This is a genomic window from Thermus sp., assembly GCF_040290245.1.
Lineage (GTDB): Bacteria > Deinococcota > Deinococci > Deinococcales > Thermaceae > Thermus_A.
This window is the reverse complement of the sequence record NZ_PSMQ01000020.1, coordinates 1-26,206: the sequence shown is the minus strand read 5'-3', so window position 1 is coordinate 26,206 and position 26,206 is coordinate 1. Positions and strand designations below refer to the sequence as shown.

The 26,206-nt window shown below is 65.1% G+C and carries 29 protein-coding genes; 9 read left to right on the top strand and 20 right to left on the bottom strand.

Translation table 11 applies throughout. The features are described 5' to 3' along the window. Positions 1-34: 34 nt before the first annotated feature. From C4301_RS04555 to secG, 3 genes are all read left to right on the top strand, one after another. Entirely contained in the window at positions 35-562 is a 528-nt protein-coding gene (locus C4301_RS04555; RefSeq protein WP_352413923.1) for an N-acetyltransferase, read from the top strand. Positions 563-601: 39 nt separating this feature from the next. Continuing rightward, a complete protein-coding gene (gene carA, locus C4301_RS04550) occupies positions 602-1,777 on the top strand; it encodes a glutamine-hydrolyzing carbamoyl-phosphate synthase small subunit (protein ID WP_352413921.1) in 1,176 nt (391 codons plus the stop codon). Positions 1,778-1,911: 134 nt separating this feature from the next. Continuing rightward, positions 1,912-2,139 carry a preprotein translocase subunit SecG gene (gene secG / locus C4301_RS04545; RefSeq protein WP_352413920.1) on the top strand — a complete coding sequence of 76 codons (228 nt, stop codon included), beginning with the start codon at positions 1,912-1,914 and terminating at the stop codon, positions 2,137-2,139. Positions 2,140-2,222: 83 nt separating this feature from the next. On the opposite strand, the gene C4301_RS04540 is transcribed toward secG, so the two are convergent. From C4301_RS04540 to C4301_RS04500, 9 genes are all read right to left on the bottom strand, one after another. Continuing rightward, positions 2,223-3,302: a prephenate dehydrogenase/arogenate dehydrogenase family protein gene (locus C4301_RS04540; RefSeq protein ID WP_352413919.1), complete on the bottom strand. Its 1,080-nt coding sequence runs from the start codon at positions 3,300-3,302 to the stop codon at positions 2,223-2,225. Then, positions 3,299-4,336 carry a 3-deoxy-7-phosphoheptulonate synthase gene (gene aroF, locus C4301_RS04535; RefSeq protein ID WP_352413918.1) on the bottom strand — a complete coding sequence of 346 codons (1,038 nt, stop codon included), beginning with the start codon at positions 4,334-4,336 and terminating at the stop codon, positions 3,299-3,301. Before aroF ends, C4301_RS04540 begins: the two co-directional genes overlap by 4 nt. Positions 4,337-4,513: 177 nt before the next feature. Beyond that, positions 4,514-5,272 (bottom strand): VOC family protein, encoded by a 759-nt coding sequence (locus tag C4301_RS04530; RefSeq protein ID WP_352413917.1) that lies wholly within the window; start codon positions 5,270-5,272, stop codon positions 4,514-4,516. Continuing rightward, positions 5,269-5,682, bottom strand: coding sequence for a DUF6069 family protein (locus C4301_RS04525; protein WP_352413916.1), 414 nt, complete (start codon positions 5,680-5,682; stop codon positions 5,269-5,271). The genes C4301_RS04530 and C4301_RS04525 overlap by 4 nt, the downstream gene beginning before the upstream one ends. Positions 5,683-5,685: 3 nt before the next feature. Beyond that, complete coding sequence (locus tag C4301_RS04520; protein ID WP_352413915.1) at positions 5,686-6,219, bottom strand: YceI family protein; 534 nt, start codon at positions 6,217-6,219, stop codon at positions 5,686-5,688. A 49-nt stretch (positions 6,220-6,268) separates the two neighbouring features. Further along, a complete protein-coding gene (locus tag C4301_RS04515) occupies positions 6,269-6,679 on the bottom strand; it encodes a hypothetical protein (RefSeq protein ID WP_352413914.1) in 411 nt (136 codons plus the stop codon). Then, positions 6,676-7,662 carry a TAXI family TRAP transporter solute-binding subunit gene (locus C4301_RS04510; RefSeq protein ID WP_352413913.1) on the bottom strand — a complete coding sequence of 329 codons (987 nt, stop codon included), beginning with the start codon at positions 7,660-7,662 and terminating at the stop codon, positions 6,676-6,678. The genes C4301_RS04515 and C4301_RS04510 overlap by 4 nt, the downstream gene beginning before the upstream one ends. Positions 7,663-7,696: 34 nt before the next feature. Then, positions 7,697-9,802 carry a TRAP transporter permease gene (locus tag C4301_RS04505; RefSeq protein WP_352413912.1) on the bottom strand — a complete coding sequence of 702 codons (2,106 nt, stop codon included), beginning with the start codon at positions 9,800-9,802 and terminating at the stop codon, positions 7,697-7,699. Positions 9,803-9,843: 41 nt separating this feature from the next. Beyond that, a complete protein-coding gene (locus C4301_RS04500) occupies positions 9,844-10,848 on the bottom strand; it encodes a TAXI family TRAP transporter solute-binding subunit (RefSeq protein WP_352413911.1) in 1,005 nt (334 codons plus the stop codon). Positions 10,849-10,930: 82 nt separating this feature from the next. Between C4301_RS04500 and C4301_RS04495 the strand changes: the two genes are divergently transcribed. Next, positions 10,931-12,118, top strand: coding sequence for an MFS transporter (locus tag C4301_RS04495; protein WP_352413910.1), 1,188 nt, complete (start codon positions 10,931-10,933; stop codon positions 12,116-12,118). Here the strand turns inward: C4301_RS04495 and wecB are convergent. Genes wecB through C4301_RS04475 form a run of 4 tightly spaced genes read right to left on the bottom strand, consistent with a single transcriptional unit; the run spans position 12,093 to position 15,740 of the window. Further along, positions 12,093-13,211: a non-hydrolyzing UDP-N-acetylglucosamine 2-epimerase gene (wecB, locus tag C4301_RS04490; protein ID WP_352413909.1), complete on the bottom strand. Its 1,119-nt coding sequence runs from the start codon at positions 13,209-13,211 to the stop codon at positions 12,093-12,095. The genes C4301_RS04495 and wecB overlap by 26 nt on opposite strands. Next, the gene (locus C4301_RS04485) at positions 13,208-14,299 is read right to left on the bottom strand and encodes a glycosyltransferase family 4 protein (protein WP_352413908.1); all 1,092 of its coding nucleotides are present in this window, start codon (positions 14,297-14,299) and stop codon (positions 13,208-13,210) included. Before C4301_RS04485 ends, wecB begins: the two co-directional genes overlap by 4 nt. Then, positions 14,296-14,922: a uracil phosphoribosyltransferase gene (upp, locus tag C4301_RS04480; protein WP_352413907.1), complete on the bottom strand. Its 627-nt coding sequence runs from the start codon at positions 14,920-14,922 to the stop codon at positions 14,296-14,298. The genes C4301_RS04485 and upp overlap by 4 nt, the downstream gene beginning before the upstream one ends. Before the next feature lie 11 nt (positions 14,923-14,933). Beyond that, positions 14,934-15,740 carry a phosphotransferase family protein gene (locus tag C4301_RS04475; RefSeq protein ID WP_352413906.1) on the bottom strand — a complete coding sequence of 269 codons (807 nt, stop codon included), beginning with the start codon at positions 15,738-15,740 and terminating at the stop codon, positions 14,934-14,936. A 201-nt stretch (positions 15,741-15,941) separates the two neighbouring features. Here C4301_RS04475 and miaB point away from each other — a divergent pair, with 201 nt between their 5' ends. The 3 genes from miaB to C4301_RS04460 are packed head-to-tail and all read left to right on the top strand — an operon-like array spanning position 15,942 to position 18,456. Further along, entirely contained in the window at positions 15,942-17,264 is a 1,323-nt protein-coding gene (gene miaB / locus C4301_RS04470; RefSeq protein ID WP_352413905.1) for a tRNA (N6-isopentenyl adenosine(37)-C2)-methylthiotransferase MiaB, read from the top strand. Positions 17,265-17,272: 8 nt separating this feature from the next. Further along, positions 17,273-17,605 (top strand): hypothetical protein, encoded by a 333-nt coding sequence (locus C4301_RS04465; protein WP_352413904.1) that lies wholly within the window; start codon positions 17,273-17,275, stop codon positions 17,603-17,605. Next, a complete protein-coding gene (locus C4301_RS04460) occupies positions 17,572-18,456 on the top strand; it encodes an FAD-dependent oxidoreductase (protein WP_352413903.1) in 885 nt (294 codons plus the stop codon). The genes C4301_RS04465 and C4301_RS04460 overlap by 34 nt, the downstream gene beginning before the upstream one ends. Here C4301_RS04460 and C4301_RS04455 read toward each other — a convergent pair. Together C4301_RS04455 and C4301_RS04450 are read right to left on the bottom strand one after the other, a co-directional pair. Beyond that, positions 18,453-18,782, bottom strand: coding sequence for a biotin synthase BioB (locus tag C4301_RS04455; RefSeq protein WP_352413902.1), 330 nt, complete (start codon positions 18,780-18,782; stop codon positions 18,453-18,455). The two genes, C4301_RS04460 and C4301_RS04455, sit on opposite strands and share 4 nt — an antisense overlap. Continuing rightward, positions 18,704-19,252: a radical SAM protein gene (locus tag C4301_RS04450; protein WP_352413922.1), complete on the bottom strand. Its 549-nt coding sequence runs from the start codon at positions 19,250-19,252 to the stop codon at positions 18,704-18,706. The genes C4301_RS04455 and C4301_RS04450 overlap by 79 nt, the downstream gene beginning before the upstream one ends. Before the next feature lie 56 nt (positions 19,253-19,308). Between C4301_RS04450 and C4301_RS04445 the strand changes: the two genes are divergently transcribed. Further along, positions 19,309-19,863: a molybdenum cofactor guanylyltransferase gene (locus C4301_RS04445; protein ID WP_352413901.1), complete on the top strand. Its 555-nt coding sequence runs from the start codon at positions 19,309-19,311 to the stop codon at positions 19,861-19,863. A gap of 115 nt (positions 19,864-19,978) precedes the next feature. Here C4301_RS04445 and lon read toward each other — a convergent pair whose 3' ends face one another. Together lon and C4301_RS04435 are read right to left on the bottom strand one after the other, a co-directional pair. After that, entirely contained in the window at positions 19,979-22,369 is a 2,391-nt protein-coding gene (gene lon, locus C4301_RS04440; protein ID WP_352413900.1) for an endopeptidase La, read from the bottom strand. A 53-nt stretch (positions 22,370-22,422) separates the two neighbouring features. Beyond that, complete coding sequence (locus C4301_RS04435) at positions 22,423-22,671, bottom strand: hypothetical protein (RefSeq protein ID WP_352413899.1); 249 nt, start codon at positions 22,669-22,671, stop codon at positions 22,423-22,425. Positions 22,672-22,960: 289 nt separating this feature from the next. Here C4301_RS04435 and C4301_RS04430 point away from each other — a divergent pair, with 289 nt between their 5' ends. After that, the gene (locus C4301_RS04430) at positions 22,961-23,998 is read left to right on the top strand and encodes a quinone-dependent dihydroorotate dehydrogenase (protein WP_352413898.1); all 1,038 of its coding nucleotides are present in this window, start codon (positions 22,961-22,963) and stop codon (positions 23,996-23,998) included. On the opposite strand, the gene C4301_RS04425 is transcribed toward C4301_RS04430, so the two are convergent. The 3 genes from C4301_RS04425 to C4301_RS04415 all read right to left on the bottom strand — a co-directional run. Then, positions 23,988-24,461, bottom strand: a complete 474-nt coding sequence (locus C4301_RS04425) for a Uma2 family endonuclease (RefSeq protein WP_352413897.1) — start codon at positions 24,459-24,461, stop codon at positions 23,988-23,990. The genes C4301_RS04430 and C4301_RS04425 overlap by 11 nt on opposite strands. Positions 24,462-24,465: 4 nt before the next feature. Beyond that, entirely contained in the window at positions 24,466-25,737 is a 1,272-nt protein-coding gene (locus tag C4301_RS04420) for a dihydroorotase (protein ID WP_352413896.1), read from the bottom strand. After that, positions 25,734-26,206, bottom strand: a 473-nt coding sequence (locus C4301_RS04415; protein WP_503012389.1) for an aspartate carbamoyltransferase, incomplete at its 5' end; no start/stop codon positions are given. The genes C4301_RS04420 and C4301_RS04415, both read right to left, overlap by 4 nt.

The following is a 26,206-nucleotide window of genomic DNA, read 5'->3' as shown; positions in this document are numbered from 1 at the left end:
GAGCGGGTCTTGGAGGCCAAGGAGGAGGTGGGGCTTGGTTGAGCTTTCCGGGACAGGTCTGCCCAAGGTGCGCCGCGAGGCGGGCGTGGAGCTGAGGAAGGCGCGCCTTAGCGACGTGGACCAGATCCACGCCCTCATCCGCCACTGGGCGGAGCGGGGGCTTATGCTCTTGCGCAGCCACAGCCACCTGTACGAGAACATCCGGGATTTTCACGTCCTCGAGGACGAGGAGGGTCACGTGGTGGGGGTGGCTGGCCTGCACGTGCTCTGGCGGGATCTGGCCGAGATCCGAGGGCTGGCCGTGCACCCAGACCGCCAGGGGCAGGGCCTGGGCCGGTGGCTCGTTCTGGCCTGCGAGCGGGAGGCCCGGGATCTGGGCCTGCCCAAGGTCTTCGCCTGGACCCTCCAGGTGGGGTTCTTCAAGGGCCTGGGGTACCAGGTGACCACCCGCGAGGCCCTTCCCCCCAAGGTCTGGAGCGAGTGCAACGCCTGCCCATTTTACGAGAACTGTCGGGAGATTGCCGTCATCAAGCACTTTGCCCCGCCCCCCTTTGGGGGCTAGAATGGCCGGGATGGGCAGCCTGAGCCTGAGGGAGGAGGAATGATCGGCGTGAAAGAGCGCGCGGTCTTGGTGCTGGAAGACGGCACCGTCTGCCACGGCTACGCCTTCGGGGCCCGGGGAAAGACGGTGGGGGAGGTGGTGTTTAACACCGCCCAGACGGGCTACCAGGAGATCATGACCGATCCCAGCTACCACGGGCAGATCGTGGTCATGACCTACCCCCACCAGGGGAACTATGGGGTCAACGTCTACGACATGCAGTCCAACCGGCCCTGGGTCAAGGGGTTTGTGGCCAAGGAGTTTAGCCGGTACGCCTCGGGGCCGAGGAGGCAGCAGACCCTGGGTGAGTTCATGGAGTTCTACGGGGTGGTGGGGATCGAGGGGATAGACACCCGGGCTTTGGTGCGGAAGATCCGGGAAGGAGGGGTTTTGAAGGGGGTCATCGCCCATGCAAGCCTCTACGGCAGCCCCGGCCACGCCTTTACGCCGGAGGAGCTTAAGGCCCTAAAGGAGGAGGCCCGCGCCTGGACGGACATAGACGGCCGGGACATGACCCCGGAGGTGACCACCCCCTTGCCCTACGCCTGGCCCACGCTCAGGACCGGGCGGCGGATCGTGGTCATGGACTTCGGCATCAAGCACGCCATCGTGGAGAACCTGGCCGCCATGGGGTTTGAGGTCATCGTGGTCCCGGGCAAGACCCCTCCAGGCCAGATCATGGCCCTGGAGCCCCACGGCTTGTTCGTCTCCAACGGCCCGGGGGATCCTTCCATGCCCAGGTACGCCCACGAGACCCTCTGGCGGCTCATGGGGCTTCTCCCCACCTTCGGCATCTGTCTGGGCCACCAGCTTCTGGCCCTGGCCGCAGGGGGTAGGACCTACAAGATGAAGTTCGGCCACCGGGGGGCGAACCACCCGGTGAAGAACCTCCTCACGGGCAAGGTGGAGATCACGAGCCAGAACCATGGCTACGCGGTGGACATCGAGTCCTTGAAGGAGTTCCGGCCCACCCATGTCAGCCTGAACGACGGCACCCTCGAGGGCATGGCCCACATCCGCTACCCGGTCTTTTCCGTCCAGTACCACCCGGAGGCCGCCCCGGGACCCCACGATGCCCTGTACCTCTTCGGGCGCTTTTTAGAGGAGGTGGAGGCCTTCCACGGGGTCACGGGCCTGCCCGTGGACAAGCTCCGCCCCGACGCCCAGGGGGTCTGATCGATGCGCCTCTCCTCGAGGCTGCCCCCGGGGCCCCCACCCTCCAAAGTAGAGAAACCCTGGCCGGTCCACCCCCGTCTGGACAAGGGGCCACCCTAGGGCTCAGGCAGCTTTCCAGTGGTACAATCAGGGGCATGGATCTTCTCTACACGCTTCTCATTCTCCTTTACCTGGGCGTGGCGGGCCTTTTGGTCTACTTGGTCCTGGCGCAGGAGCCAAGGCAGGGCGCGGGGGATCTGATGGGCGGCTCCACCGATCTTTTCAGCGCCCGGGGGGTGACGGGGGGGCTTTACCGCCTCACGCTCATCCTAGGGGTGGTCTTCGCCGCCCTGGCCCTCGTCCTAGGGCTCTGGCCTAGGTAGGCATTTTTCACAACCCCTGGCCTTTTTCCAGAGGGTGGATGCCGCCCTCTACCAGGCCAAGGGGAAGGGCCGAAACCGGGTGGTCATCGCGTCCGATACCCCACCCCCTTAAGGACCTCCTGCGCGGTTTCCTTTTCCTTTCGGCTGGCAAAGCCCAGCCGGATGGCCCCGCCCTCGTCCCGGATGGCCAGGACCTCGATGTCCTTGATGTTCACCCCCGCCTCCCCCAAGGCGGTGGCGATGCGGGCGAGCTCCCCGGGCCGGTCCGGGACCTGGACCACCAGGTCGTGCATCTCGGGCAGGAGGCTCCGCCGGACGATGGGCAGGCTATCCCGGGTGCGCTTGGCCTCCTCCGCGGCCTTTAAGAGCCCTTCCGGGTCTTCCAGGAGGGTTTCCAGGTGTAGGAGGAGCCCCTTTAGGTCTTCGATGGCTTCCTTTAGGGCCTCCTTGTTCTCCACCACCATGTCCCGGCTCATCCTGGGGCTTCCCGAGGCCACCCGGGTGAGGTCGCGAAACCCCCCGGCGGCCAGAAACATGAGAAGCTCCCGGTCCTTGTCCTTGGCCACTAAGAGGTTGAGGGCCACCGCCAGGAGGTAGGGGAGGTGGGAGACCCGGGCCACCAGGCGGTCGTGGAGGTCCGGAGGCAGCAGGACGGGGTAGGCGCCCAGGGCCTCCACCAGGCCTTTTAAGGCCTCGAGGTCGGCTTTCGGGGTTCTTTCCGTGGGGGTGAGGACCCAGACGGCGTTTTGCAAAAGGCCCGCATGGGCGTTTTCCACCCCTGCCCGCTCGCTTCCCGCCATGGGGTGCCCCCCCACGTAGCGCGGCAGGGTGGCCTCCAGGGTTTGGACCACCCGGCCCTTTACGCTTCCCACGTCGGTGAAAAGCGTCTTGGGCGAGGCGTACCCGGCCAGTTCCCGGCCCAGCCCCTCCAAGGCCCCCACGGGGGCGGCCAGGACCGCCAGGTCCAGATCCGCCACCCAGGGCCCCAGGGCGGGGTGGACCCGGTCCGCCACCCCCAGGGCCAAGGCGGCCTCGAGGGCCTTTGGGTCCTGGTCGTAGGCGTGGACTTCTTCCACCAAAAACCGCTCCTTAAGCCCCAGCGCCACGCTCCCTCCCAAAAGGCCCACGCCGAAGATCCCGACCCTGGGGTAGAGGGGTTTCATCTGGGGGTGTAGGCGCCCTCGAGGGAGCGGCCCAGGGCCTTCACCAGGGCCCGCACCCTGTTCATGAGCTCGGCGAACTCGTGCTCGTGGAGCTGCTGGGCTGCGTCCGAAAGCGCTTTTTCCGGCTCGGGGTGGGTTTCCACGATGATCCCATCCGCCCCCGCGGCAAGCCCGGCCAGGGCGAGGGGGGTGACCCACTCCCGCTTTCCAGCCGGGTGGGAAGGATCGATCCAGACGGGGAGGTGGGTCCAGCTTTTCAGAACGGGGACGGCGGAGACGTCCAGGGTGAACCGGGTGGCCTTTTCAAAGGTGCGGATGCCCCGCTCCACCAGGATGACCTGCATATTCCCCCGGGCGAGGATGTACTCCGCGCTCATTAAAAACTCCTCCAGGGTCATGCTCATGCCCCGCTTGAGGAGGACCGGCTTGCCTGCCTCCCCCACCGCCTGAAGCAGGGGGAAGTTCTGGGCGTTTCGCGCCCCGATCTGTAGCGCGTCTACATACTCCGCCACAAGCTCCACCTGGTCCGGCGAGAGGACCTCGGTAACCACGGGCAAGCCGGTTTCCTTTCGGGCCTCCGCCAGGATTTTAAGCCCCTCCACCCCCAGGCCCTGGAAGGCGTAGGGGCTGGTCCGGGGTTTAAAGGCCCCGCCCCTGAGCATCTGCCCCCCATGTTTTCTGACATACCGGGCCGCGGTGAGGGTCTGTTCGTACGACTCCACCCCACAAGGGCCCGCGGCCACCATCACATGCCCGCCCCCCGTCTTGCCCGTGGGGAACTCGAGCACCGTGGGAAAGGGCTGGACCTCGAGGCTCGCCAGCTTATAGGGTTTGCTGATGGGGATGACCTCCGCCACCCCGGGTAGGGCCCGGAAGTGCTCCATCAGTTCTGGCGTGGGCCCCTTTCCAATGGCCCCGATCAGGGTCCGCTCCTCCCCTCGGGAGACGTGGGGCCGGTACCCGACCTGTTCGATCTCCCGGATGACCCCTTCGATCTCGTTTTCCGTGGCTTCCCGTTTCATTACGATGAGCATCTCCCCCTCCTTAGAAACGCTTTGGGCGCCCCTTTGGGGGCGCCCTGCCGCAGAACGGTTCTATGCGGGCCAGAGGGCGCCCCGCCCGGGATAATAAAACCCAAACCGGTGCCCCCCTCTCCGCATATTGCCCCTGAGTTTAGAGGCCGGAGGCACGCCTGTCAAGGGGCGGCCCCATTAAGCCTCAGGCAGGAGGACCACCTCGGCCCCCGTGGGGTCAAGGAGCCTTCCCGCCGCCACGCCCTTGGGTGCGCGGAAGGTGTAGCTCAGAAGGCCTGTGGCCCCCTCCGGGGCTCTTCGCCTTCCCGCCCAGAGGTTGGCTCCCACGTGGTGATGGTATCCGTCCCAGGCGAAGAACAAGGCCCCGGGGTAACTTCTTAGCGTGACCGACATGCCCAGGGTTTCTCCAAAAAAGGCCTCTGCTTGGGCCAGATCCTCCACGTGGAGGTGGATGTGGCCGAGCCGGGTCCCTGGGGGGAGGGTTTTCGGAGTCTTGCCCTCCTGGACCAAGGCCTTCAGGTCCAGGGGCAGGGTAAACATTAAAGGCCCTTTCCGGGGCCACTCCCCCTGGGGGCGGTCGCGGTAGAGCTCGAGGCCGTTCCCCTCGGGGTCGCGGAAGTATAAGGCCTCTGAGACCCCGTGGTCCGCCGCGCCTTCGAAGTAGGCCCCCGCCTGGTGAAGGCGAAGGAGAAGCCCACCAAGCGCGGTCCGGTCGGGCACGAGAAGGGCGAAGTGGTAAAGCCCCACCGAGGGGTAGGGCCTTAAGGGGGCCTGGGGGTCGTGAAGGAGCGTCAGGGTGAAGGTCTGGCCTTCCGGGAAAAGACGGTAGAGGGGAGGGTCGGCTTCGAGGCGAAGGCCCAGGGTGTTCTGATAAAAACCCAGCATCCCCTCCAGGTTCCGTACCCGGAGGGTCAAGGAGAGGAGGCGTTCCTTCATCCCAAGGCCTTTTCCACCCGGTGGAGGGTCCAGAGGAAGCCCGCCACAGGCGGAATGTGAAGGAGGCTCAGGGCCAGCCGGGTGCTCCCCTCTTCCGTGGCGGCGAAGGGCGCGAAGGCCAAGAGGAGGAAGACCAGGAGGGCAAGGCCCTGGAAAAGGGGAAAGGCCTTCGGCGTCCTCTGGCGGAGGGGGGCATAGAGGGCCAGACCCAAGAGCATGGGGAGAACGGTCAGGAGGGCGACGTTCGCCCAGCCCACCTCCTGGGTTCCCTGGCCTGGGGGGCTGACCTCAAAGGGCACCCCAAGGAGGCGGGCCAGGCCATAGAGGAGCAGGTTGGCCAGGAGGGCGAGCCCTGTGGCCCTAAGGCCAAACCGCCAAAGGAGGCCAAGAGGGGATTGAGCGGTGCGCATGGCTTAGGAGACGACTTTTTCGGCCTTCACCACCTGGGTGTCCACGCTAAAGCGGACCTCGTCCCCCACGAGCAACCCGCCGGCCTCGAGGGCCATGTTCCAGGTGAGGCCGAAGTCCTTGCGGTTTAGCCTCCCCTCAAAGTGGGCGGCGAGGCGCTCGTTCCCCCAGGGGTCCTTCACGGGGCCCTGGGTTTCCACCTCAAAGGCCATAGGCCGGGTGACGCCGCGGATGGTCACCTCCCCCTCCACCCGGTAACGGCCTTCGCCCAAGGGGGTAATCCTCTCGCTCTTGAACACGATCTCTGGGTGGTTCTCCGCGTCCAAAAAGTCGGGGGAGCGCAGGTGGTTGTCCCGATCCGGCACGCCGGTGTAGATGCTCTTGGCGTCCAGCCGGGCTGTCACCCGGAGGGGCTTTCCGCTTTCGTCCGTCTCCACGTACCCCTCCTTTAGGCGGATCGTCCCCTTCACGGTGGCGATCATCATGTGCCGCACGGAGAACTCGATGCTCGTGTGGGCCGGGTCGAGGTTCCAGCGCATCCTCCACCTCCGGCCCTAGTGTACCCCACTCAGTATATTTTATCAAGCACTATGGTGGCCATAGTATACGGGCCTCGAGGCATTCCCCCTGGGCGCTGAACCACCGCTCGCCCAGCTTTAGGAAGAGCCCCAGTTCCGAGCAGTAGGAGAGCTGCTTCCTGGCCTCTTTTTTTAAGAGCTGGTTCCAGGTGTAGGTGCCCTCCGTGTAGTAGGCTTCCGTCTCGGGGTCGGTGTAGGCGGCAAACCCTTGGAAGAACCGGCCCAGCTGGAACTCTATCCGCACAGGCCTGTTCGTGACCGAGTTGATAAACTCCACCACCCCCTGGTCCCAAGGGGCAAGGAGAAGGAGATGCCGCCCGGCCTTGTCCTCCACCTCCACCACGCGAATCAGGCCCAGAAGGACCAGGGCCAAGGCGGCAAAACAGACCCCTGGCCGCAGGCTGGGCCGGTAGGGGCTCATTTCAACGCGCCCGCCTCGCGGAAGTAGCGCAAAGCCCCCTCATGGTAAGGGATGGTCCCCTTCACGAACTTGACCGCGTTCTCGAGGGTGGTCTCCCTGGCCGCAGCCACGGCGCTTCTCAGGCTGGCCAGGTTCTCAAACGCGGCCTTGGTCAGGGCGTAGGCCACCTCCTCGGGCATGGAAGCGGGGCAGACAAAGAGGTTCCAGAAGGAGAGGGTGGGGGTGTCGGCCCGGGTTCCGTAGACCGCCTTGGACACCACACCCACCTCCGCCAGGCCGGGGAAGCGGCGCTGGAAGACCTGGGCCACGGTGCTCTTGGCGTCTATGGGGACAAGGTAGATCCGCTGCCCCTTCCGGGCGAGGCTGGAGGCGAGCTCCGTGACCGCGGCCGTAGGAAGGCCCCCAGACCAGAAGAAGGCATCTAGATTGCCTTCCGAAAGGGCGTTGGCGCTCTCCTGCGCCCCCAGCCGCTCCTGTTTGGAAAAGTCCTTGGGGCTGATCCCCGTGGCCTGGAGAACGAGAAGGGCCTCCACTTCCGTGCCCGAGCCCGGGGCCCCGGTGGATACCCGCTTCCCTTTCAAATCCTGTAGAACCCGGATTCCCGAGCCCTCCTTGGTCACGATGTGCAGGTAGTTGGGGTACATGGCGAAGAGGACGCGGATGGTTTTGGCGGGCTTGTCCTTGAACCGCTCATGGCCCCCGGTGTAGGCGAGGTAGGCGGAGTCGGGCAGGGTGGTGGCGCAGTAGTAGGTGCCAGACCTGGGGTCAGTGCGGTTTTCCAGAAGGAGGAGGTTGTCGATGGAAGCGGCGGTCTGGATGGCCTGGGCCTCGGCCACCCCAGCTTTGTTCCAGATCTCGGCCAGGGTGGTGCCGAAATAGAAATACACTCCCCCTACCCCGCCCGTTCCGATGACCACCTTGGGCTTTTGGGCTAGGCCCGTGCCCACCAGCAAGGCAAGTGCCGATAGGATGATCCGTTTCATTCCGCCTCCTTTCCCTTCCACCCTACCCAGGCGCTTAGGCCTGGGTCAAGCCCTTGCGGAAGAAGAAAAGGCCTAGGAGCAGGGCAACCAGGTTAATCCATAAAACTGGTACGAAAAGCCCCACCGCCAAGAGCCCCAGCGCCCAGGCCTCCCAACGGGCAAGGGGCCTCCGGGTATGCCCCGCCCCGGAAGCCGAGAGGTAGACGATCCCTATCAGTGTGAAGAGGAACCGTTCTAAAATCAGCGGCCAGGCCTGGCCTGGGGGCATGGTCTCTAAAACAGGCAGGAGGAGTAGGGCGGTGCTGGGAAAGGACAGGAGGAAGAGAAAACCGATGAAGTATTTGGCCAGGGCCACCCGGGCGGCGTAGATCCCTGTGCGCAAGGGGTCTGTACCGAAAACGCTGGCCGCGGCGTAGGCGGACAGGGCCACCGGGGGGGTCACGTCGGCCAGGGTGGCGTAGTAGAAGAGGAACATGTGGGTGGCATAGATGGCCGCCTGTTCGGGTATCCCGTTTTGTTTCGCGAGGAGGATGATGGCGGGGGCGGTAAGGGCCGAGGTGATCACGTAGGTGGCCGTGGGGGGGACGCCCATGCCTAGGACGAGGCTGAAAAGGGCGGTGATCAGGGTGGCCAGGAGGAGGTTTTCCCCGGCCACCTGGGTCAGGAGTTGGCTAAACTTGGAGGTGAGGCCAGAGATGACCATCATGGCAAAGATGAGGTTGGCTGCGGCGACGGCCGCGCCGATGGGGAGGAGGGTTTTAAAGCCCTCCTCGAGGCCGTCGAGAATGGGTTTGAACCCCTTGGGCCTTAAGGTGGGGTCCAGGTAGGCGAGGAGAATGAAGGCCACAAGGGCCAGACTGGCCGCAGTTCGCACCTCGTAGCCCAGGTAGAGGAGGAGGATGATGAGGAGGATGGGGAGGAAGATAGGGCTATACCGGAGGATGTACCACCCTCGAGCCATCCCCAAGGGGGTTTCTACGGGACGAAGGCCCGCCCTTCGGACGTAAAACTCGTTGAAGCTCAAGACGGCGGTGAGGTATAAAAGAGCTGGAACGATCGCCATCGCCGCGATTTTTAAATAGGGTATCTGTAAGATCTCTGCCATGATGAAGGCGATGCTCCCCAGGACGGGAGGGGTGATGATGGCGATTGTTCCGGCTGTGGCGGCAATGCCAGAAGCGATGTGGACGTCGTACCCCGCCCGGGCATAAAGGGATTTGGTTAAAGTAGATACGAACTGGGTGTCTGCAGCGCCCGACCCGGAGAACATCCCCATGAAGATCCCCGCGATACCCGTGACGCGACCTGGCGTGGCTGGGCTTTTCCCCACCAAGGCCATGGCCAGATTGGCCACGACCCGCCCCAGGCCCAAGGCCCCGATCATCCCGGAAAGCAGGGTGAAGTAGACCAGATACTTGGCGGAAACCCCGGTGATGAGCCCGTAGATCCCGGCCTCGGTCTCATTGAAGGTTTTGCCCAGGAGAAGATCGATCCCCTGCCGGCTGCCCCGGAAGGCCCCGGGGAAGAGGTCGGCATAGAGGTTGTACCCGAAGAAGAAGAGGACCAAGACGGGCATCACCGGGCCCAGAAGCCGGTAGACGATCCCCAGGACCAGCATGATGAGGGCAAAGGACATCCCCATGTCCCAGGGCTCGGGCAGAACCGCCCGATAGACGAGGGCTTCAAAGTAGCGCGCCTGGTAGAAGGTGGGAAGAAAAGCAAGGAGGGCGGCGATAAGATCCGCTCCCCGGTGCCACCTGGGAAAAAGGGCCGGGAGGACCGCCGCGCCCCAGGCCAAAAGCCCAAACAGTTTGACCTCGAGGCCCACCTTAAGCCCAGGCACCTGGGGAAAAAGGAACTGGAAGAGGGGGATGAGGGAGGCGAGGAAGAAGACCCAGGAACCCAGGGTGCGCTTCATGGGCCGGAAAAAGCTGATAAGATACCCCCCCAGGAGGAGGAAGAGAACGTGCACGCTCCTTTGGAGCTGGATAATGTCCAGAAGGGGTATCTCCGCCTTGGCCAGGGGGGTAAAGGGGTGGAGAACCAGGTAAAGGCTGTAAAGGGCACCCAGGATCAGAACGAAACGGGCCAGACGGTAGAGGAAAGAGGCGGAGGAAGGGATGGCCTCCAGGTGTTCCATATCTCCTCCAAAGCCCCCAAAAGGAACCCGGGGGGCAAGGGTTAGCGGATCGCGCCGACTTCTTTCAGGTACTTCTCCGCCCCGGGGTGGAAGGGGATGGGAAGCTTGCCGTAGAGTCTGGCCGTGGCCTCGAGGCTCGTGTCCTTGGCCGCCGCCACCGCGGTGCGGAGGGTCTGGAGGTTGGAGAAGACCGCCTTCATCATGCCGTAGGCCACCTCCTCCGGCAGGGAGGCGGGGCAGGCCACCACGTTCCCCGTGTTCAAGCCGGGGACATCGCTGCGGGTTCCATAGATGCTCTTGGAGACGAGGGTGGGCTCTACCAGGCCAGGGAAGCGCTTCAGGACCACCTGGGCCGTGGTGCTCTTGGGGTCTATGGGGACGAGGTAGATCCGCTCCCCTTTCCGCTGCAAGGTCTGGGAGAGCTCCACGATGCTCGAGGTGGGCACCCCGCCCACCCAGAAGAAGGCGTCCAGGGTACCCTCGGCCAGGGCCTTGGCCCCCTCGGCCACGGGAAGGCGCTCCCGTTTGGCAAAGCTTTCCGGCTTAACCCCTGCCCCCTGAAGCACGAGGAGGGCGAGGTTTTCGGTGGAGGAGCCGGGCTGCCCCGTGGAGACCCGCTTCCCCTTTAGGTCCTGCACCACCTTAATCCCCGACTTCTCGGTGGTCACGAGGTGAACAAAGGAGGGGTACATGTAGAAAAGGACCCGCTGTTGGTCAGCCTTCTTGGGCCTAAAGCGGGGTTCCTCCCCGGTGTAGGCCACATAGGCGGAGTCGGTGGTGGTGAGGGCGCAGTAATAGGTGTGGCCTGCCGGGTCGGTGCGGTCCCTTAGGAGCTGAAGGTTATCGTAGGACCCTCCAGTTTGGACCGGCTGGGCCTCGGCCACCCCAGCCTTGTTCAGAATATCCGCCAGGGCGGTTCCATAGTAGAAGAAAACCCCTCCGGTGCTTCCCGTTCCGATCACGACTTTGGCCTTCTGAGCAAAGGCCAGGCCCAGTCCCAGGATTCCGAGGGCGATCAGGAGTCTTCTCACGGGCACCTCCTGCATAGGTTTGCGCTTTTACGCTACAAGCCCCCCGGGTGGGTGTCAAGAGATGCGACTGACCGGTCAGTCCGATTAGAATCAGGGGGTGCTGGCCTTGGCCCTTTTGCAAGACCCCGGTTACCGCGCCTACTGGCTGTCCCTTTTGGCCTCCCAGCTGGGTACCTGGATGCAGTCCGCGGCCCAGGCTTGGCTGGTTTTGCTCCTTACGGGCAGCGCGGAGCGTCTAGGGTTGGTGGTGGCCTTTCAGTTCCTGCCCTCGCTGCTTCTCTCCCTCCCCGCCGGGGTCTTGGCGGATCGGTATCCTAGGCGACGGCTTTTGCTTTTCACCCAGGGCGGGATGGCTTTCTTGGCTTTTTTAATGGCCTTTTTGATCCTCTTTGGCCGGATTCGCTATGGGCACGTCCTGGGGTTTGCCCTCCTCTACGGGGCCATGAACGCCCTGGATCTTCCGGTGCGTCAGGCCTACACCGTGGAGCTCGCCGGGCGGGAGCGGTATCCTGGGGCCATCGCGCTAAACTCCTTCGGCTTTAACCTGAGCCGCCTTCTCGGCCCCGTCGTGGGCGGGGTGCTGATCGCCCAATACGGGGTGGGGGTGGCCTTTTTGCTCAATGCCCTTTCCTTTGTACCGCTTCTATTCATCCTTCTGGGAAAGGAAGACGCAAGCCCCGCGGAAGATGCGCGTCGCCCCTTCCTCAAGGAGGGGTTGGAGGGTCTTCGATACGTCTGGGAAACCCCCCGGGTCCGGTTTGTGGTGGGGGTGGTCTTCCTCACCAGCCTTTTCGTCATGAACTTCCAGACCCTGGTCCCCGCCTACGCCCGGCTGGCTCTAGGGCTTTCCGCAACGGGGTATGGAGCGCTTCTTTCCGCAGTGGGCCTGGGGGCCCTGGTTGCCGCTTTGGGGATGGCCTTAAGGGGCAGGCCCAGCCTGGCCTGGGTGGTGGGGGGCGGGGTGCTCCTGGGCCTCGTTCACCTGGCCCTGGCCCTCAAGCCCTCCCCGGCTTGGGCGGCTTTTTTCTTTGCCTTGGGCGGATTTGCGATGATCAGCGTCCTCATCAACGCCAACACCGCCGTTCAGCTGGAGGTCCCGGACCGGCTGCGAGGCCGGGTGATGTCGGTTTACTCCCTCTTCCTTTTGGGCACCGGGCCTCTGGGGGCCTACCTCACCGGGGCCCTGTTTGATCGGCTGGGCGGGGGGGCAGCGGCGGGGGTTTTGGGCGGTCTGGCCCTCCTGGGCCTTTTTTTCTGGCTCAGGGCTGCCACTCCTCGGGTCTAGGCCCAAGCCCCAGCCGCCAGGCCACCCCCTTCGCCACCCGCTCCCCCGCCCGACCGTCCCCATAGGGGTTCTTGGCCCTCCTCATCCGGGCGAGCTCCTCCGGGTTTTCCAGAAGCTCGGCCACCGCCCGAAAAACCCCCTTAGGCCTGGTTCCGGCCAGCCTTAAAATGCCCGCCTCGAGGCCTTCCGGCCTTTCCGTGACGTTCCTCAAGACCACCACCGGCACCCCTAAAGCCGCCCCCTCCTCCTGTAGGCCCCCCGAGTCGGTGACGATGAGGAGGCTTTGTTTGAGGAGGGCAGCCATGGGGCCGTACGCCAAGGGGTCCAGGAGGACGAAGTTTTTTACCCCTTGGAGGACGGGGAAGACCGCCTCCCGCACCACGGGGTTCAGGTGGACGGGGTAGACGAAGGTGAGGCCAGGAAAGGCCAGGGCCACTTGCCTCAAGGCCTCGGCCAGGTCTTTTAAAATAGGCCAGTTCTCCCGCCGGTGCAGGGTGACGGTCACATAGGGCCCAGGGGGAAGCCCTTCGGGAAGGCGTCCTTTTTCCGCGGCGAGGAGGATGGCGTCCACGCCCGTCTGGCCCGTGACTAAAATGGTTTCCCGCGGCTTGCCCTCCTTTAGGAGGTTGTCCCGGGCCAAGGGGGTGGGGGCGAGGTCCAGGTCGGTAAGCACGTCCGTGAGGCGGCGGTTGGCCTCCTCCGGGAAGGGCTCCTTCAGGCTTCCGCTCCGGAGGCCCGCCTCCACGTGCCCTACGGGAAGGCCCTCGAGGAAGGCCGCCCAGGCCACGGCGAAGGTGGTGAGGGTGTCCCCATGGACCAGGACGTAGTCCGCCCTCATCTCCTTAAGAGCCCTGGCCGCCTGGGGGAGGATGCGGGCGGCCAGCCCCGGAAGGGTCTGCCGTTCCGTCATCACGTCCAGGTTACGGTGGGCGGGAAGGTCAAAGAGGGATAGCGCCTGAAGGAGCTGTTCCCGGTGCTGGCCGGTGAGGAGGACGAGGGGTTCAATTCCATGGATTTTTTCCATGGCTAGATAGACGGGGGCCATCTTAGTGGCCTCGGGCCGGGTTCCAAACGCCAAGACAACGCGTTTCATTCCTTGGCCTCTTTAAGGAGCGCCCTCAGGCGCCGGTACGTGACCCAGCCCAGCCCCGTCAGGATGGTCAAGGCGGTGGTTAGGATGGACTCGAGGGGCACCCGCAAGTAAAGCATGGCCAGGAGATTGAAGGCCAAAGCCAGTCCCCAGAGGAAAAAGGCAACCCGCCTTTGGGAAAACCCCCGCTTTAAAAGGGCGTGGTGGATGTGGTCCTTGCCCGGGGTGGCAAGGGGGTTCTGGCCCCTCATGAGCCTGCGGATGACCACCTGGGTGGTGTCCAGGATGGGCAGCAGAAGGAAGAGGGCGGGGGGCAAAAGGCCCAGGAGGGTGGTGACCTTGAGGTTTCCCAAGAGGGCGGTGGCGGCCAGGGCATAGCCCAAGAAGTAGGCCCCCGCGTCCCCGAGGATGATGCGGCTGGGGTGGAGGTTGTGCCGCAAAAACCCCAAGGTGGCCCCGGCCAAGGCGGCGAGGACCAGGGTGCCTGCCGCCCAGTATGGGTGGAGGGCGGAGACCGCCAGGAGGCTCATGGCGCTGATAAAGGTTATGCCCCCGGCCAGGCCGTCCAGGCCGTCCATCAGGTTCAGGGCATTGGTGATGCCCACTACCCAAAGCCATGTAAGGAAGAGGCTCAAAAGGGGGTCCAGGGTGCCGCCGAAGGCGGTTTCAAACCGGATGCCCGTGGCCACGAGGAGGAAAGCGGCCAGGCTCTGGACGAACAGACGAAAAAGCGGAGGCAGGCCGAACTGATCGTCTATGAAGCCCACCAGAACAAGCCAGCTGCCCCCCAGGAGGATGGCCAGGACCTGGATCTGGACCTCGGCGATGAGGATAGGCCTGAGCAGGGTCGCGAGGACCAGGGCCAAGACCACCCCCGCATAGACTGCGAGCCCCCCCGCGTTGGGCAAAGGGGTGGTGTTGAGGCGGCGCTCGTTGGGCTGGTCAGCCCAGCCCACCTTAAGGGCAAAGCGGCGCACGTACGGGATGAAGCGCCAGGTGGCGAAAAGGGCTAGGGCAAAGACCAAAAGAACGGTCAAAAACCCTGCCCCCCAGGGGTCGGCCACGCCGATGCGTCGCAGGAACTCGGTCATCTCGTCCCGTAGATGCGGTCCCCCGCGTCCCCTAGGCCGGGGACGATGTAGCCGTGGTCGTTCAGGCGTTCGTCCACCGCGGCCACCACCACCTCCACCGCGGGGTGGTCTCTGGCGATCCGCTCGAGGCCCTCAGGGGCGGCGATGATGGACATGAGCTTGACGTTTCTGGCCCCCTTTTCCTTCAGCAGAGAAAGGGCGTGGCTGGCGCTGCCCCCGGTGGCGAGCATGGGGTCCAGGAGGAAGACCCGGCGCTCTGCGATGTCGGAGGGAAGTTTGGCGTAGTACTGGACGGGGCTTAGGGTTTCGGGGTCCCGGTAGAGGCCGATGTGCCCCACCCGGGCGGCGGGGACGAGTTTCAAGATTCCCTCCACCATGACGAGGCCCGCCCTCAAAATGGCCACCAGGGCGAGCTTCTTTCCGGAAAGCACCCGGACCTTGGCCTTGGCCAGGGGGGTTTCCACCTCCTTCTCCTCGAGCTCGAGGTCCCTCATGGCCTCGTAGGCCATGAGGAGGGAGACCTCGCTCATGAGTTCCCGGAAGTCCTTGCTCCCCGTGCTTTTATCCCGGATATGGGCCAGCTTGTGCTGGACGAGGGGGTGGTCCACCAGGGTAATCCGCATCCCCAAAGAGGCTACCACAGCCCGGGGGGGGTGTGGAAGAAGCGCAAGGCCAAGGGCAGTTTTTCCGAAACGGCCTCGCTGAACCCCTGCTTGGCCTTGGTGCGGAACCAGACCAGGTCATGCAGATACGTCAGGGGAACCCAGAAGCGGAGCCGGGTCCAGACCTCCTGGGCCTTGGGGTAGGAGCGGACGATGCGGGCCAAGGCTTCATCCGAGGCTTCTCCCAGAAGATCCAGGCTTCCCGTCTTAAGGATGGCCAGGTCCCGGGCGGGGTCGTCCCCCCCGGCCCGGGCCCAGTCCACCAGGAAGATGGGGTCGCCGCTCATTGTACGTTGCACCAGGAGGTTTCCCGCCCACGGGTCCCGGTGGCAGAAGGCCTTTTCCAGCCCCGCCACCCGCTTGACCTCCTTGGCCAGGGCCAGAAGGAGGCCGCGGGCTTCCGGGAGGTCGGACAGGACCTCTAGGAACTGGTCCATCCGGGCCAGAAGGGCCTCCTCCGCCACCCTTCCCGGTTCGGGAAGGCGGTGAAGGGCTTGGAAATAGGCGGAGATGGCCCCAAGCAGGGCCGGGGTGAAGGCCTCTCGGGAAAAGGGCCGTCCAAAGAAACGCTTGAGGACGAGGAGGCCATGGTCTTCCACCTCCTGGACCCCCAAGACCATCCCGCCGTGCCCGGCCCGGGCCAGGTTTTTCGCCTCGAGCCAGGCCAGGTGCTTTTCCTCGGGGGCGTAGACCTTGTAGACCCGGTCCCTGGCCGCATAGACCCGGGCCTCAAACCCCCCCAGGGGCTCGAGGGATGCGAGAAGCCCCGCCAAGCTCACGAGGGTATTCTAAGGGGGTGGATCTTCGGTGTGAGGCCATGGTGAGCCCAGCGGACCCAGGGGGTTCGGGAAGGGCGGACGGGCCCCTTTTTGACCACGGGCTTTGTTCGGAAAGCAGCCTTTGACTTCATGCGGTCCCGTCTACCGGGTAGACTGGTCTACTAGGGGCCCGGGATCCCCCCGGTCGCCTCAGGAGGAAGGATGCGCGCACACATCATCACCTTCGGTTGCCAGATGAACGAGTACGACTCCCACCTGGTGGCGAGCGAGCTGGTGAGCCTGGGGTGGGAGCTCGTGGACTCGGTGGAGGAGGCGGAGTTCGTCCTGGTGAACACCTGTGCGGTCCGGGGCAAGCCGGTGGAAAAGGTCCGCGCCCTTTTGGGAAAGCTCCGCAAGGAGAAGGAACGCCGGGGCCTTCTCATCGGCCTCATGGGCTGTCTGGCCCAGTTGGACGAGGGGAAGCAGATGGCGGGTAGGTTCGGGGTGGACATCCTCCTGGGCCCTGGGGCCCTGACCTCCTTGCCCGAGGCCTTGCAGGCGAACGAACGCTTCCAGGACCTCACCTTCCGCCGGGATCTTCTGGACTACATCCCCCCACCCCCCAAGGGGACGCTCTCCGCCCACGTGACCATCATCCGCGGGTGTAACCATCACTGCACCTACTGCATCGTTCCCACCACCCGGGGGCCGGAGGTCTCCCGCCACCCCGACCTCATCCTCCAGGAGATCGAGGCCCTAAGGCAGGCCGGGGTGGTGGAGGTGACCCTTCTTGGGCAGAATGTGAACTCCTACGGCAAGGACCAGCCGGGTTTTCCCAGCTTTGCCGACCTCCTCCGGATGGTGGGGAGGATGGGGATCCCCCGGGTGCGGTTCCTCACCAGCCACCCCATCAACTTCACCGACGACATCCTCGAGGCCATCGCCGAAACCCCCAGCATCTGCCGCTACATCCACCTTCCCGTCCAGTCCGGTTCGGACCGGATCCTGAGACGGATGGCCCGGGAGTACCGTCGGGGTTTCTATCTGGATCGGATCCGTAGAATCCGGGAGTACCTGCCAGATGCGGTGCTCTCTACCGACATTATCGTGGGCTTTCCCGGGGAGACAGAGGAAGATTTCCAGGAAACCCTTTCGCTTTACGACGAGGTGGGGTACGACCAAGCCTACATGTTCATCTACTCCCCCCGGCCGGGGACGCCTGCTTTCAAGCACTTCCAGGACCTACCCCGGGAGGTGAAGGTGGAGCGGCTCATGCGGCTTATTGAGAAGCAGAAGGAGTGGAGCTACCGCCGCAACCAAGCCTGGGTGGGGAAAAGGGTAGAGGTTTTGGTGCGGGGGTCGGCCAAGGAAGAAGGCTTCGTCCAGGGGCATGACCGGGGTAACCACCCGGTCCTCATTCCCAGCGAGCAGGCACCGGTTCCGGGGCTTTACCAGGTGGAGGTCAAGCAGGCCACGCCCCACCTTCTCTTCGGGGAGGTGGTGGGGTCCAAGGTGCCTGCGCCCATCCCCTTGCCCGTGGCCTAGGGGGGAGCATGAGGGCGGTCCTTCCCCTTTCCGTCGGGCTGGCCTTGGGGCTTTTGCTCTTTTCCGCCTCCGGCTTCACCCTTTGGGGTGGCCTTTTGGCCCTGGGGTTGGGGGCCTTGGGTGGGGTGGGGATCTACGCCTGGCAGACCCGTTTGGAAAGGGGGGGACTGGGGGCGGCCGCCCGGGAGCGGCTCGCCTTTAAGGAGGCCTGGCGCCGGGGCGGCCGGCTTTCCCCTGAGGACCTTCTGCCCTACATGGGCCTCGAGGAGGCCCGGGCGCTTTTGGAAGACCTAAGGGCCCGGGGGCTTTGCCAGAAGGAAGGGGAGGCGTACCGGTTCTGATCCTGGTTTTTGGGGCGGGCATCGCGGGGCTTTCCCTGGCCCGGATGCTCCGGGCCCGGGGAAGACGGGTGCTGGTGGTGGCGGAGCGCCTGGGGGATGCGAGCCGGGTGCCCATCGCCCTGGTCAACCCCGTGCGGGGTAGGCGGGAGGTGGTTTTGCCGGAGGGGGTCGAGGCCCTCGAGCTGGCGCGAACCGTTTACGCGCCTTTTTCCAAGCTTCACTTCGGCCTCCTAAGGTGGGTGCCCGAGGGCGAGCGGGAGAGGCTTGCCCTTCGGCTTAAGGAGGTGGGCCTTCCCCACGAGTGGAGACGGGAAGGGGTTTTCCTGCCTACGGTCTTCTGGCTCGAAACCGGGCCCCTGCTTGCCCGGATGGCCGAGGGGTTGGAGATCGCCTTTGGCCGGGCGGTGGCCTGGGACGGCACCCTGCATCTGGAAGACGGCCGGCGCTACACCCCGGAGCTCCTCGTTTACGCAGGAGGAGCCAGAGGAGCCGGGCTTTTTGGCCTTGGGGGGCGGCTTGTGGCGGGGATTGAGCTTCTCCTCGAGGACTGGGTGGAGCCCGCCTTGAGCCATCGGGTCTTCCTGGCGGGCAACGCCCTGGGGGGGAGTTATCTAAACCTAGAGGCGTACGGGGAGCCCCCTCCGACGCAAGGGGAGGTGGAGTGGCTCCTCTCAGGGGCTGAGGCGCTTCTTGGCCGCCGGCCCAAGGTGGTCTCGGCTTGGCGAGGGGTACGTTTCCGGCTTTTTGAACCTCTTACGGCCATCCCTGGGGGGTACGCCCTCACGGGGTTCGGTTCCACGGGGTTCCTCCTCGCCCCGCTTTGGGCTAAGCGGCTCGCGGAGGCCCTCTAGCCTGGGACCACCTCGAGGCCAAGGCCTTGGAGAAGGGTAAGGTCCTCCTCGAGGGCCGCACCCCCCTGAGTCAGGTAGCCCTTGATGAAGATGCTATTCACCATCCGAAGGGCCAGGGGCAGGTGGGGGCCGAAGTACTGCTCCCGTCCGGCAGAGGCCCTGAGCTCCGCCCGAGGCAGGGCCAGGCGGAAAAGGGCGAGCCGCCTTAGGGCTTCCTCGGGGGGAAGCCGAGGGCCAGGCTCCTTGCCTAAGGGCGTTCCGGGGATGGGGAGGAGGAAGTTGACGGGCACGCTTTCCGCGCCCAGCCTGCGGAGGGCAAGGGCCATCTCCAGGGTTTCTTCCAGCGTCTCCCCCAGCCCAGGAGGACCCCGCTGCAGAGCTTGAGCCCTGCCTTTCGGGCCGCGGCCAGGGTCTTTAGCCGGTCCTCGTACCGGTGGGTGGTGGCGATCTGGGGATAGCGGCTTTGGCTCGTGTTGAGGTTGTGGTTGTAATAGTCCACGCCCGCCTCCTTAAGCCTCCGGGCCATTTCTTCCGTAAGGAGGCCCAAAGAGGTGCAGAGCTCCAGGCCCATCGCCTTGATCTTTGGGGCCACCTCTTCGATGCGCCTCAGGAGCCTAGGGCTGGGGCTGCGAGTGGCGCTAACTAGGCAGAACCTCGCGGCTCCACTTTGGCGCGCCTCTTCCGCCTGGGCCAGGATGGCCTCCGGGGTGAGGAGGGGGTACCGGGGGGCGGAGGTGGCCCAGCGGGCGGACTGGGCGCAGTAGGCGCAGTCTTCTGGGCAAAGGCCGCTTTTGATGTTGCAAAGGCGGACCAGACGGATCCTTACAAGGGCCGGGCGCTTAGACTGGGGCCGTGTACACGGGCGCGGTCTTAGCTGGTGGAAGGTCCCGCCGCTTCGGGGCGGATAAGGCGCTTTACGCCTACCGGGGGAGGCCCCTTTTGGCTTGGGTGCTGGCCAGCCTGGAGGAAGCCGGGGAGCGCTTCATCGTGGCGAACCGCCCCTACGCTTTCGGCGTACCCGTTTACCCTGACCTCCTTCCGGGGGCGGACAGCCTCTCCGGCCTTCACACCGCCCTCGTCCAGGCCCGCTTTCCTTGGGTGGCGGTGGCGGCCTGTGACCTTCCCTTCCTTACCCCTGGGTACTGGGCCCTCCTCTATGAAAAGGCCCTGGCCTCGCCCCATCCCGTGGTGGTCCCTTGGAACCCCGAGGGCCACCTCGAGCCCCTCATGGCCTTCTACCACAAGGACTGCCTCCCCCAGGTGGAGCGGCAGATCCGGGAGGGGAACCTCCGCTTGGGGCAGGTCATGGAGGCGTTAGGGGCCACTTATGTCCTGGCGGAAGAGGTGGTGGTCCGTTTCGGGAAGCGGGTCTTCCTCAACGCCAACCGGAAGGAGGAGCTCCCCTGACCCTCCCCCAGCCGAGCCACCCCCCTGGTCCGCCTTCCTGTAGGCCTTTCGGCGTGGAGGGGGCTGGCCCTTGGCCGCCTACTGGGCTACCCCAGGCCTTCCCGGAGGGAAGGGGTTATAGCCCCAGGCCAGGTTGAGGCCTCTCCCCCGGGGTCCTCGGGGGTGGGGCGGGGGAGAGGAGGAGGAGCCTTAAGACCTCCCCGATCTCCTCCACAAAGGTGACCTCGAGGTCCTTCAGGACCTCCTCCGGCACCTCCTTGAGCTCGGGGGCGTTTTCCCGGGGAAGGATGACCTTGTAGATCCCCGCCTGGTGGGCGGCGAGGAGCTTCTCCTTTACCCCTCCGATGGCCAGAACCCGGCCCCGCAGGGTGATCTCCCCGGTCATGGCGATGTCCATGCGCACCGGCCGCCCGGTGAGGGCGCTGGCCAAAGCGGTGGCCATGGTAATCCCGGCAGAGGGCCCGTCCTTGGGCGTCGCCCCCTCGGGAACGTGAATGTGGAGGTCGAAGTCCTTGTGGAAGCCCTCGGGGAGGCCCCATTCCTCCCGATGAGCCCGCAGGTAGGTGAGGGCAGCGTGGGCGGACTCCTTCATGACCTCCCCCAGGTTGCCGGTGAGGTTCACCTTACCCGTCCCCGGGACGGCCACGGCCTCTATGGTGAGGAGGGTGCCCCCATAGGGGGTCCAGGCCAGGCCCTGGGCCGCCCCCACCTGGGGGGCCTTCTCCGCCCGGTCGGGCCGGTGTCTGGGCACCCCCAGGTAGGCCTCCAGGTCGTTGGCGTCCACCACCCGCACCCCCTCCCAGGGGGCCTCCAGGTAGTCCTTGGCTGCCTTGCGGGCCACCTTGGAAAGCTCCCGGTCCAGATTCCGCACCCCTGCCTCCCGGGTGTATTCCTGGACGATTCGGTCAATCGCCCGGTCGGTGATCTCCAGCCTTCCCTCCAGCCCCGCCTCTTTCACCTGGAAGGGCCAGCGGAAGTGACGGGCGATGGCCCGCTTCTCGAGGGCGGTGTACCCGGGAATCTCAATCACCTCCATCCGGTCCAAGAGGGGTTTGGGGATGGTGGAGAGGGTGTTGGCGGTGGTGATGAAGAAGACCCGGGAGAGGTCGTAGGGGACGTCCAAGTAATGGTCGGTGAAGGTGTGGTTCTGTTCGGGGTCGAGGACCTCCAGCATGGCGCTTGCCGGGTCGCCCCGCCAGTCGGCGCTCATCTTGTCGATCTCATCCAGGAGAAAGACGGGGTTCACCACCCCCACCTGCTTCATCCCCTGGATGATCTTTCCGGGGAGGGCCCCGATGTAGGTGCGCCGGTGGCCCCGGATCTCCGCCTCGTCCCGCACCCCTCCTAGGGAGATGCGGTGGAAGCGGCGGTTCATGCTCCGGGCGATGCTCTTGCCTAAGGAGGTCTTGCCCACCCCCGGGGGGCCCACGAAGCAAAGGATGGGGGCGTGGCCTCGCACCTCCTTCCCCTGGGTCAGCTGGCGCACCGCCAGGTACTCTAGAATGCGCTCCTTCACCTCCTTAAGGCCGTAGTGGTCCTCATCTAGAACCCGCTTGGTCACCTGGATGTCCAAGACCTCCGGGTCGGCCTCGGTCCAGGGCACATCCAAAAGCCAGTCCAGGTAGGTGCGGCTCACCGTGGCCTCGGGGGAGCCGGGCTGCATCTTTTCCAGGCGCTTGAGTTCCTTAAGGGCTTTTTCCTTCACCCCCTCGGGCATCCCCTTTTTCTCAATGCGCTCGCGGAGCTCCTCGATCTCGCTGAGGAAGTCCTCCCCACCCCCGAGCTCCTTCTGGATGGCCTTCATCTGCTCCCGGAGGTAGTACTCCCGCTGGTTCTGGTCCATCTGCTCCTTGACCCGGGCGGCGATCCGCTTGTCCAGCTCGAAGCGCTCGAGGTCCCGCAAAAGAAGCGCCAGAACCCGCTTGAGCCGTTCCTCCACCGAGAGGGTTTCCAGGAGCCCTTGTTTTTCCTGAGCATCCCAGGTGGTGTAATGGGCCACGGTGTCGGCCAGGATCGCGGGGTCTAGGGTGCTTTTGATCGCTTCTTGCTGGTAACGGTCCAGTTTGATGGTCTTGTGGTTCTGAAGATACCGTTCAAAAGCCTCCTGGACCTCCGAGATCAGGATGCGGGCCAGCTCCTTATCCTCCACGGGGCCCTCTGGCAGGACTTCGCCGACGGCCCTCAGGTAAGGGGCCGCCACGTACCGGAGGAGGCGGGCACGGTTTCTCGCCTCCACCATCACCTGCAACGAGCCATCCGGCAGGCGCAGGGCCTGCTTCACCACGGCCAAGGTGCCGTACTCGTACAGGTCCTCGGGCTCGGGGCTGTCCACCTCCGGGTCCTTCTGGGTGACCAAAAAGATGAACCGATCCCCCTGGAGGGCTTCCTCCACCGCCCTCTTGCTCTTGGGACGGCCCACGTCCACCGCTGTGGTCACGTGGGGGAGGACGACCGTGTTGCGAAGGGGTAAGACGGGCAGTTCAAGGCTGAGAAGAGGCTCCTTCATCTGCCCCTATTCTACCCCGGGGGGTAGGGCGAAAGAGGGCGGGGTTTACAAATTCAAAGCTGGGCGGTGACCGTGGCCTTCATGTTTTTGAGGTGCAAGGTGGCGTTGACGCTCCCCGTCCCCGCCACCTTAACCCCCAGCCAGAGCTGGCCTTGATTGATCCCTTGGGCCAGGATCTCCCCCCCGGTCTGGCCCAGGGTGAAGGAAGTGGTTTGGGCGGCTTTAAAATCGATCCTTCCCACGATTGCGTCGGCTTGGGTTACATCGCAGGCGTAGGCGTCCACATAGAGGGAAAGGTCCACACACCCAGAAGGGAAGGGGCCGAGGTCCGGGCGTACACGTCCAAGGAGATCGGGGTGAATGGGCTAAGCTCCGCCTCTCCGGTGAGGATCACCCGCGCGGTTTGGATGGGGGCGGAGGCGCCAAGGGGGGTTTTGGGGTAGAGGATCTTCCCTGCGGTATTCGAGGCGGTGAGGGTAAGCGTCTGGTCCGGCAAGGGGACCGTGACCGTAAAGGAGCAAGCCGAAAGGAGGCCTAGGGTGAGATATCCAAGGATCGCCTTCCACATGCTTTTGATCTTACACTACTTTAGTGCACCGGTTTCTTTTTGCCCTGGACCCCGAGAAGGCCCATGAGCTGACCCTTTCCCTCCTGGCGTTTTGGTCCGAACGGGGGCCTCTTTTAGAGGAGCCAGGCCGGCTCCTCCGGGTGGAGGACCCGCGCCTCAGGGTGGAGGCCCTGGGCCTCTCCTTTCCCAACCCTTTGGGCCTGGCGGCGGGGATGGATAAGGATGCCCGGGCCCTGGGGGCCTGGTGGGCCTTGGGCTTCGGCTTCGCCGAGGTGGGGACCCTCACCCCAAGGCCCCAGCCGGGAAACCCAAGGCCGAGGCTTTTCCGGCTTCCAGAGGACCAGGCCCTTATCAACCGCATGGGGTTCAACAACCGGGGCGTGGAGGCGGCCAAGGCCAGGCTTGGGGCCTTCCGGGCCAGGGGCCTTCCCTTGGTGGTCGGGGTTAACCTGGGGAAAAACCGGGACACACCCTTAAAGCGGGCCGCGGAGGATTATCTAAGGGCCTTACACGCGCTGGAGGCCTTGGGGGATTACTTCGTTTTGAACGTGAGCTCTCCCAACACCCCGGGTCTGAGGACCCTTCAGGAGGGGCCTTTTCTGGACGAACTCCTCTCGGAGATCCGGACGGACAAACCCCTGCTTCTGAAGATCGCCCCCGACCTTTCCCCGGGGGAGTTGGACGAGGTCCTTCGCCTAGTAGAGAAGCACCGGCTTAGGGGCCTGGTGGCCACCAACACCACCCTTTCCCGGGAAGGGCTCGCAAGCCCTTGGGCCAAGGAGGAGGGTGGGCTTTCGGGAAGGCCCTTGGCCAGACGGAGCCTCGAGGTCCTCCACCACATCCAAAGCGCCAGGCCGGGGCTGGAGGTCATCTCAGTGGGGGGCGTGTTTAGCGCCGAGGACGTCTGGGAGAGGCTTGTGGCGGGAGCCTCCTTGGTCCAGGTCTACACCGGCTTGGTCTACGAAGGCCCCCTCCTCCCCCGGAGGCTCCTAAAGGGCCTTCTCCAGAGGATGGAGGCGGAGGGCATAAGAAGCCTAGCCGAGCTCAGGCCTAGACGGTGAGCTCGCACCCCTCGAGGCGGAGGGTCACTGGGGAGATGTGCCGCTCCACCCGGTCTTTCCGCAGGTGGAGGACCAGGAGGGTGTAGGGGTCGAAGACCACCACGTCCTTTACCCCCTGGGAGAGGTAGAACCTTGGGCCGATCTCGAGGTCCTTGGCCTCGTACCCGCGGCTTACCACCTCCACCACCCCTTGGGGAATCTGGGTGATGGCCTCGTCTAGTTCCTCGGGCTCCCGGCAAAAAAGGGCGATATCGGGCCTTTTGAGCGAGCCATCCGGGAACTGGATGTAGACATCCGCCACGTGCACGCACCCGCAGCCTTCCTCCAGGGGGCGGATGCTCTGCCGGATGCGGTCCACCGCCTTCCGGTGACGGTAGGTGGGGTGGACCTCCCAGAGGGGAAGCCCGCCCACCCACTCCAGGCGGAGCCCGATCGCGTCGGCTTCCAGAAGCTTCTTCAGCACCCCTTTATTCTAGACGGTAGACGGCCCGCCCTTCCACCAGGGTGAGTACGGGCCAGCCCTCCAGGACCCATCCCGCCCAGGGGCTGAACTTGGCCTTGGAAGCGAAGCTCGAGGGCTCCACCGGCCTTGGGGAGGGGTCGATGAGGGTGAGGCTCGCCTCCGCCCCTTCTTCCAGGTGGATGGGCGGAAGGCCTAAGACCTTCCGCGGTCCGTCGGTGAAAAGCTCCACCAGCCGCTTCAGGGGAAAGCCCCGCTTGACGTGAAGCTCCGTGTACAGGAGGGGGAAGGCCACCTCCAGGTTGGGGATGCCGAAGGGGGCCCTGAGGAGGTCCCTCTCCTTCTCCGCCAGGGTGTGGGGGGCGTGGTCGGTGGCGATGGCGTCGATCGTTCCCTCCAAAAGCCCTTGGATCAAGGCTTCTCGGTCCTCTTCCGTCCGGAGGGGTGGGGCCACCTTGTAGATGGGGTCCAAGGACCTTAGGGCCTCCTCCGTGAGGGTGAGGTGGTGGGGGGTGGCCTCCGCGGTCACGGGAAGGCCCACCCTTTTGGCCTCTCGCAAGAGCTCCAGGCCCCTGTGGGTGGAAAGGTGCTGGATGTGGAGCCGAGCAGGGCCTCTTCTTAGGGCGTAGCGCAGGACCTCGAGGTCCCGGGCGATGCGGGCGGCCTCGGCCTCGCTTGGATTTCCGGGAAGGCCCAGGGCTTCGGAGACCCTCCCTTGGTTCATAACCCCGTCCCGCCTCAAGGAGGCGTCCTCCGCGTGGACCGCCACGGGAAGCTCAAACGCCCCCGCTTGGATGAGGCCCAGGGCGAGAAGCCCCGCGTCCTCGTTCGTCCGGCCGTCGTCCGTGAGGAGGACAGCCCCTGCCGCCTGTAACCGGGCGGCCTCGGTGATCCGCCGGCCCTCCTGGCCTTCGGTGAGGGCGGCCGCAGGGTGGAGCCGGGCCAGGCCTAAGGCGCTGGCCCGTTTCCGCAGCGCGGCCACGGCCTCCGGGGTGTCCACAGGGGGAACGGTGTTGGGCATGGAGACCACGTCCGTGTACCCGCCCCTCGCGGCTGCCAGAAGTCCTGTGGACAGGTCTTCTTTACTCTCCTCACCAGGTTCGCGCAGGTGGGCGTGGAGGTCCAAAAACCCGGGGAGGAGGTACCTTCCCTTGCCCTCCACCACTTGGTCGACCTGCGTGGGGGAGAAGGTGACCCGCCCTTCCACGATGAAGACGTCCGCCACGCCCCGTTCGCCCCTCGCGTCTAGGAGCCGCGCGTTCTTGATGAGTAGCCTCATGCCTCCCTCCCCACGAGCAGGTGATACAGGATGGCCATCCGCACCGCCACCCCGTTTTGCACCTGGCGCTGGACCAGGCTCCTTTCCGAGTCCGCTAGGCGGCCTTCCACCTCCACGTCCCGGTTCATGGGCCCGGGGTGGAGGAGGACCGCTTGGGGCTTAGCCTTTTTAAGCCTCTCCTCCGTGATCTGGTATAGGGCGATGTACTCGGGCAAGGAGGGGAGAAGCCCCGCCTCCATCCGCTCCTTTTGGAGCCGCAAGGCCATGATCGCGTCCGCCTCAGCCAGGGCCTCCTCCAGCCTCGAGGTGAGGCGGACGCCCGGCAGGGCCTCGGGCAGGAGGGTGGGGGGGCCCGCGCACCAGACCTCCGCCCCTAGGAGGGGGAGGAGTTCGGCGTTGGAGCGGGCTACCCGGGAGTGGAGGATGTCCCCCACGATGGCGATCTTCTTCCCTTCCAGGCTGCCTAAGG